The organism is Aestuariicoccus sp. MJ-SS9, assembly GCF_032586235.1.
Classification (GTDB): Bacteria; Pseudomonadota; Alphaproteobacteria; order Rhodobacterales; family Rhodobacteraceae; genus Aestuariicoccus.
In genome coordinates this window covers 1-6317 of the sequence record NZ_JAWHTD010000090.1, presented here as the reverse complement: position 1 = coordinate 6317, position 6317 = coordinate 1, and the positions used below count along the sequence as shown (strand labels likewise).

Genomic DNA, 6317 nt, shown 5'->3' with positions numbered 1-6317 from the left:
GAACAGGGCCATCTCGTAGAAGACCTGGTGGATCGGGTTATACAACCCATCAACCTCGTCCCGCCATTCGCGCAGATCTTCGATGATCGTTCCGTTTGGCTTCTCCTCGTACCACTCGATCGCCATCGTCGGGCTTTCTGACAGATCGTAGGTTCTCCGGGCATGGTTCCAGATCGACCGTACAATTCTCAAAGTGCGATTGGCGCTGACGGGGCGCGCCGCCAGTTCTTGGTGTCGTCGCACGACCATCGACTTGGTAATCTCGTCGAGCGGCAGTCTGAGCCAATCTTTCAGATGCAAATTCAGCGAGGCTCGGACATTTTCTTTGTAACTCTGGCTGCGGAGCTTGGGACGGGCCAGGTAGGCTTCCATGGCGGCCTCAAGGGTTGGCGCCCCGATCTGGATCTTCTTGCCGGCTCCCCTGCCCCACTCCAGCGCGAAGCCGAGGGCAGTCTGCCGCGCAGCCTGGGCCGAGATGACCGGGAAACGCCCGATCAGGACACGTTTGGTCTGCCCGCCCACGTCCTTCTGGAAGTACCAGGTCTTCGAGCGCTTGCCGACAAAAAGCACGAGGCCCTTGACCTCGCTGTCCCAGTGCTTGTCGGTGCCGGATTTTGTCTGCGGAACCTTGCGGGCGAAGGTCTCTGTGAGCTTGGGCATAATTGTCAGCTTTTTGTAGGTAACAGCACGATACTGGGCGCGACCCCATGCGCCTCAGTGCGATATATTATTAAATTAAATAAAACTCATAGCAACTGGGTGCGACCCAGTGAAACTCATAGCTTTTCCTTGGAAGGCTGAGGTCTTACCACTACACAACGCCCGCTCAGCGCGTTAGGCCTATGACAGACGCCTTCAGAGGTCAAGCATCAGCTTCGTAAAGCAGGGAGAAATTGCCATGCAAAAACCCCATGCCGTGATCATCGGCGTCGGTGATGGACTCTCTGCCGCGCTGGCGCGCAACCTTGCTGCGGATCATGTGCTGACCCTGGCCGCACGCAGCGGCGACAAGATGGCCGCCGTCGCAGTGGAAACCGGCGCGGAGACGGTGCTTCTGGACGCCACCGACGAGGACGTGGTGGCCAACCTCTTCGCCGCCCTGCCCGCCCCGCCACGGGTCGTGATCTACAACCCCTCGGCACGGGTGCGCGGGCCCATCGCCGAGCTGTCCGCGGACGATGTGCGCAGGGCGGTCGAAGTGACGGCGATCGGTGCCTTTCTGACCGCCAAGCACGCAGCGAAGCGGATGCTGGCCGCCGAGCCCATCGACGGCACACGAGGAACCATCCTTTTCACCGGCGCCTCGGCCGGGGTGAAGGGCTTCCCGCAATCGGCACCTTTCGCCATGGGCAAGTTCGCCCAGCGTGGCCTTGCCGAAAGCATGGCCCGCGAGCTGCACCCCCAGGACATTCACGTAGCCTGGATCAATATCGACGGCGCAATCCTCAATCCTGGACGCACCGAACCCGCGGACAACCCCAGTTCCATGCTCCGCCCCGAGGCCATTGCCCGCACCTATCGCCACCTCATCGAGCAGGACCGAAGCGCCTGGACGCATGAAGTGGCCGTACGTCCTTGGGTCGAGCGGTTCTAAACCGGTCGAAGAGATATCCAGCCACGCGCTCATGCACTTCCAGTTCGTCCGTGAGCAGTCTTTGGGCCTCCAAACCGGACACTGGCAAGATTTCGACAGAGCAACGTCTGCTTTGGCAGCCCTATGTCCGCTTGAGCGACGATCCGGACCCTGGATTGAAAGCGGCCTGCGTCCGAGTTGCGGACTTTCCAGACCTTCACGCCAATCAGTCCAACTGGCGCTTTCGGCCCATAACCGACACTCAGCCCTGCCGCGCCGAACGCCCGCTTCCCGACCAACACGGTCTAAAGCGCCATCCGAAGTGGTCGGTTCGGGCCGGCCGCTCTGGTAGACTATCTTGCCCTTCGGCTCTGACGTCGAAATTGATGCTCACGCACAGTTCGGGGCCGCTTCCGTGTCAAGCGGTCAGCTCACTTACCTTTTGTCCGAAATGAATTTCGCGTTGGCCGAGCACTCCGCTCGCGTCACAGAAAATCTTCTTTAAGACACTGCGCAAGATAGGCGTTGACCTGATCGCGCGCCGTATTGCGGTCGAACAGGTCTGGATACATCAGGATGTTAAGCCACAATCCGTCGAAGAGCCCTTCGAGCATGTGCGACACCTGATTGGGCGAGACGATGGTGTATCCGCGCTCTCCTATGATCCTCGCGCAGAGGTCCGCCGTCACGCGCTGACGTTCCCTGTCCAGCTCGCCGGACGTCCGCAGGTATGCGCTACGGTGCGGCGTGTCGCCGAAGAAGGCGAACCAGACCGAGAGTTTCCTGCGATTGCAGACCTTGGGATGAAATTGCGCGTTTACGATGGCCTGCAGCTTGGCAGCAGCACTCAAGTCTGGCTGCCGCGACTTGTCGATCCAGAGCGCGCGATGCTCGTCAGCGAGATGCTGCAACGTCGCTGTCAGCAAAGCGTCCTTGCTGTCGAAATGAAAGTTGGCGAGGCCCAGGGAAAGTCCTGCCTCTTGAGTGACCTTGGTCAGTGTGGTGCCCGCGATACCGTGTTTGCTGATCGCGGTGATCGTCGCCTCGATCAACTGCTTGCGACGAGCTTCGGGAGGCGCGGTGCGTGGCTCTTTCGTGCGCGAAATTTCGGACATCAGCGCCTTCATTGAATGGTCATTCAATCAATTCCTTGATTTCCGCAGGCCGTCAAGTCAAAGATTTGATCAAATAGACAGGGCAGAAAGGACCACTCGGCATGGCTCAGACACTTCCCTCCCACGCGCAGGTCGCCATCGTCGGCGGCGGGTCGATCGGCTGCAACATCGCCTATCACCTCGCACAGCTCGGGATGACGGACGTCGTGGTGCTTGAACGCGATAAGCTCACCTCGGGCACGACGTGGCACGCGGCGGGAGAGATCGTGCCCGCTGTGCTCGGTGCCGAGTGGGAGTGCGAGCTCTACCTGCACGGCCGCAACCTAATCTCCGGGCTCGAAGAGGAAACCGGGCAGGCGACGGGCTGGCGGCAGGTCGGCTACATACAGCCCGCAGACACGCCGGAGCGGGTCGAGGAGATGCGCCGGGGGGCAGCCTTCATGAAGCTGCATGGCATCGAAGTGCACGAAATCTCGCCCGCCGAGGCGGCCGAGCGCTTTCCGATCGGCGATTTTTCGAACACGCTCGCCGCGTTCTGGTATCCCCACGAGGGGCGCACCAATCCGGTCGATACTACGATGGCGCTGGCCCGCGGCGCGCGCAACCGCGGCGCTAAGGTGATCGAGGACGTCGCTGTGCACGACATTATTACCCGCAACGGCCGCGCCGTGGGCGTGCGCACCAACCGGGGCGAGATCGCGGCCGATCACGTGGTGATCGCCGCAGGCATGTGGTCGCGCCAGATTGGTGCCAAGGCGGGGATCAACCTGCCGCTACAGGCTGCTGAGCATTACTACCTGATAACCGAAGAAATCCAGGGTCTAAGCCGGGACCTGCCGCTGCTCGAGGATCCGCACAACTGGTCCTACTACCGAGAAGAAGTCGGCGGGCTGCTGATCGGCCTGTTCGAGCCCGACGGCGCGCCCTGGATGGTCGACAAGATACCCGACAATTTTGCCTTCGGAGAGATCGAGCCCGACTGGGACCGCATGGCGCCGCATCTCGAAGCCGCCTTCGCCCGCGTGCCCTCGGTCGCCGACGCAGGACTGCGCAAGTTCTTCTGCGGGCCTGAAAGCTTCACACCCGATCTCGCACCGCTGGTGGGCGAGGCCCCGGGGCTGCGCAATGCGTGGGTCGCGGCCGGGATGAACTCGCTCGGGATCCTCTATGGGCCCGGGATCGGCAAGACGCTTGCACATTGGATCGTCGAGGGGCGCTGCCCGGTCGATCACACGGCGTTCAACGTCGATCGCTTTGCCGACGGCACCCACAACACGCCCGCCTTCCGCCGTGCGCGCACGCCCGAGCTTCTGGCCAAAAGCTTCGGCGCGCATTTCCCGAACGACACGTTCAAGACCGCGCGCGGGCTGAAACGCTCGGCGCTCCATGACCGGCTCAAGGCGGCCGGCGCGTATTTCACCGAGAGCCACGGGTGGGAGTTGCCCGACTGGTTCGCGCCCTCGCCGGAGCAGGCGAACGTGGAACGCTATGGGTGGGGCCGTCAGAACTGGTTCGACTGGCACTCCGCCGAACACCATGCCGCGCGTGAAGACGCGATCATCATGGATATGTCGTCGATGGCGAAGTTCCTCGTGCAAGGCCGCGATGCCTGTGCCCTGCTCAGCAGGATTTCCTGCAACGACGTGAATGTCGCCCCTGGCCGCGTCGTCTACACCGCGTGGACAAACGACGCGGGCGGGTTCGAGGCGGACCTAACCGTGACCCGCATGGCCGAAGACCGCTTCATGGTGGTCGTAGGTGAAAACAGCCACGGCCATACCGAAACCTGGATGCGCAATCATATCGCCGAAGGCGAGTTCATCACCATCACCGACGTCACCGACGGAATCACGCAGATCAACCTTCACGGTCCGAAGGCGCGCGCCATCCTGAATGCAGTCAGTTCCGCAGACCTGTCGAACGACGCGTTCCCGTTCTTCACCGCGCGCCAGATCGATGTCGGCTTCTTCAACGTGCAGGCATTGCGCGTCACCTACGTTGGTGAACTGGGCTGGGAGCTGCAAGTGCCGGCGCTGCACGCGGTGCAGGTCTACGACCTTCTGGTTGAAGCGGGCCACAAGCACGGTCTGCGCAATGCCGGCATGCAGACGCTCTCATCGCTGCGCCTGGAGAAGGCCTATCGCGATTTCGGCGTCGACGTGGACAACACCGACAACCCAATCGAGGCCGGGCTCGGCTTTGCCGTTAAACTCGACAAGCCTGGCGGTTTCATCGGTCGCGACGCGCTCGCCGCTATCAAGGAGGTAGGAACGCACCGGCGCCGGATGCTGCAATTTCTGCTGGAGGACCCCGAGCCGCTGATGCATGGCAACGAGATCATCCATCTCGACGGCCAGCCGGTGGGCTACATCCAAGTCGGTGCCTACGGACACACGCTGGGCGGCGCAGTCGGCATCGGGTTTGCGGAGATCGACGAGCCACTTACGGCCGAACGCATTGCGTCAGGTAAGTGGAGCGTCCTGATCGCCGGGCGGAGCGTTCCAGCGAAGGCTTCGCTGAAACCGATGTTCGATCCGAAAATGGAACGCCTGAGGGTTTAGAGCCTCAAGTGGCTCGCGAAGAATGATTTGCAGGATTCCAGACGGCTCGCCGAAGCAGACCTTCACGCGGACCGCAGCGAAGGTCTGCTCTCCGCCCATCGAGTAGGATGGCGCGGTCTTGAGTTTTGGCCGGATTGGGCTCAACTCCGACATCTGAGTATTTCCCTCAAATGACGACTAAGTGCCGTTGAGCAGTCGTTCGGTCACGGAAAGCGGGACTTCCAGCTCTCAATGACCGCTTCGATCCGGAGCGGACGCTGGCGAAAAATCGAGAAATGACCGGGTCGCGGACTTTGCGGTCATAGCTCGTTTGATCACCATCAATGATGACAAGGACGCTGCTTGCGAGGGTTGCCCATATCCGCAGCAACTTACAGCGAGGGAAATTCTGGTGCGTGCAGAACGACTGTTTCGTGAGAGCATCACCCTGCAACGACGTAACTTCCTGACCGGCGCGGCCGCTGTGGCGTTTGTCGCACCAGAACTTGCGAATTCTCAAGCTAGTATTCAAACGCGCACCACACCCGGCCAACCACCGCTGGTGATCGCACATCGGGCGAGAGTTGGGAGGGCGCCATCAAACTCGCTTGCTGGGATTCAGAACGCGATCGATGCAGGCATCGACATGGTGGAAGTCGATGTGCAGGTCACGCGCGGTGGTGATCATATCCTGATGCATGATCCCACGCTTAGCACGACGACGAATGTCAGAGAGGTTTTCCCGAACGGAGCACCAAGTCTCGAACCTGGAAACTCTACTGCCCGCCGATATTTGGTTGCTGACTACACATTGGAGGACATCACGCAATTGCGGCTCCGTGATCGAGACGGTGGAGAACACTCCATACCAACACTCCATGCCGCGCTCGACCTGGCCGAGAACAGCCTCTTAATGATCCTCGACCAAAGCCGACAGTATGCAACAAACCGCTTTTTGAATTGGCCGACCCAGACTATGCATTTAATACCTGTTGCTTTCATACCAGCCCCGCTAGGCTCTTTTCAGACCAAGGGAGTGAAGGATGGTGGCCGTTAAGATAGAGCGAATTCGGGATTACATCGGTCCAG

Annotated in this window: 5 protein-coding genes; 3 read left to right on the top strand and 2 right to left on the bottom strand. The window is 60.8% G+C overall.

Going from position 1 to position 6317, the window contains the following annotated elements; all coding sequences use genetic code 11:
• Nucleotides 1-660 (bottom strand): Arm DNA-binding domain-containing protein (locus tag RXV88_RS22995; protein ID WP_316296034.1); only part of this gene is annotated, 660 nt, incomplete at its 3' end.
• A gap of 238 nt (nt 661-898) precedes the next feature.
• Between RXV88_RS22995 and RXV88_RS22990 the strand changes: the two genes are divergently transcribed.
• Nucleotides 899-1594 carry an SDR family NAD(P)-dependent oxidoreductase gene (locus RXV88_RS22990; RefSeq protein WP_316296033.1) on the top strand — a complete coding sequence of 232 codons (696 nt, stop codon included), beginning with the start codon at nt 899-901 and terminating at the stop codon, nt 1592-1594.
• 464 nt (nt 1595-2058) lie between these two features.
• On the opposite strand, the gene RXV88_RS22985 is transcribed toward RXV88_RS22990, so the two are convergent.
• Nucleotides 2059-2700, bottom strand: a complete 642-nt coding sequence (locus RXV88_RS22985) for a TetR/AcrR family transcriptional regulator (RefSeq protein WP_316296032.1) — start codon at nt 2698-2700, stop codon at nt 2059-2061.
• A gap of 89 nt (nt 2701-2789) precedes the next feature.
• Between RXV88_RS22985 and RXV88_RS22980 the strand changes: the two genes are divergently transcribed.
• Nucleotides 2790-5249 carry an FAD-dependent oxidoreductase gene (locus tag RXV88_RS22980; RefSeq protein ID WP_316296030.1) on the top strand — a complete coding sequence of 820 codons (2460 nt, stop codon included), beginning with the start codon at nt 2790-2792 and terminating at the stop codon, nt 5247-5249.
• Between the two features lie 310 nt (nt 5250-5559).
• Nucleotides 5560-6285, top strand: coding sequence for a glycerophosphodiester phosphodiesterase family protein (locus RXV88_RS22975; RefSeq protein WP_316296029.1), 726 nt, complete (start codon nt 5560-5562; stop codon nt 6283-6285).
• Nucleotides 6286-6317 lie beyond the last annotated feature (32 nt).

Coding starts and splice junctions, on each gene's coding strand:
- RXV88_RS22990 (WP_316296033.1), top strand. CDS start 899: ATGCAAAAACCCCATGCCGTGATCATCGGCGTCGGTGATGGACTCTCT.
- RXV88_RS22985 (WP_316296032.1), bottom strand. CDS start 2,700: ATGAAGGCGCTGATGTCCGAAATTTCGCGCACGAAAGAGCCACGCACC.
- RXV88_RS22980 (WP_316296030.1), top strand. CDS start 2,790: ATGGCTCAGACACTTCCCTCCCACGCGCAGGTCGCCATCGTCGGCGGC.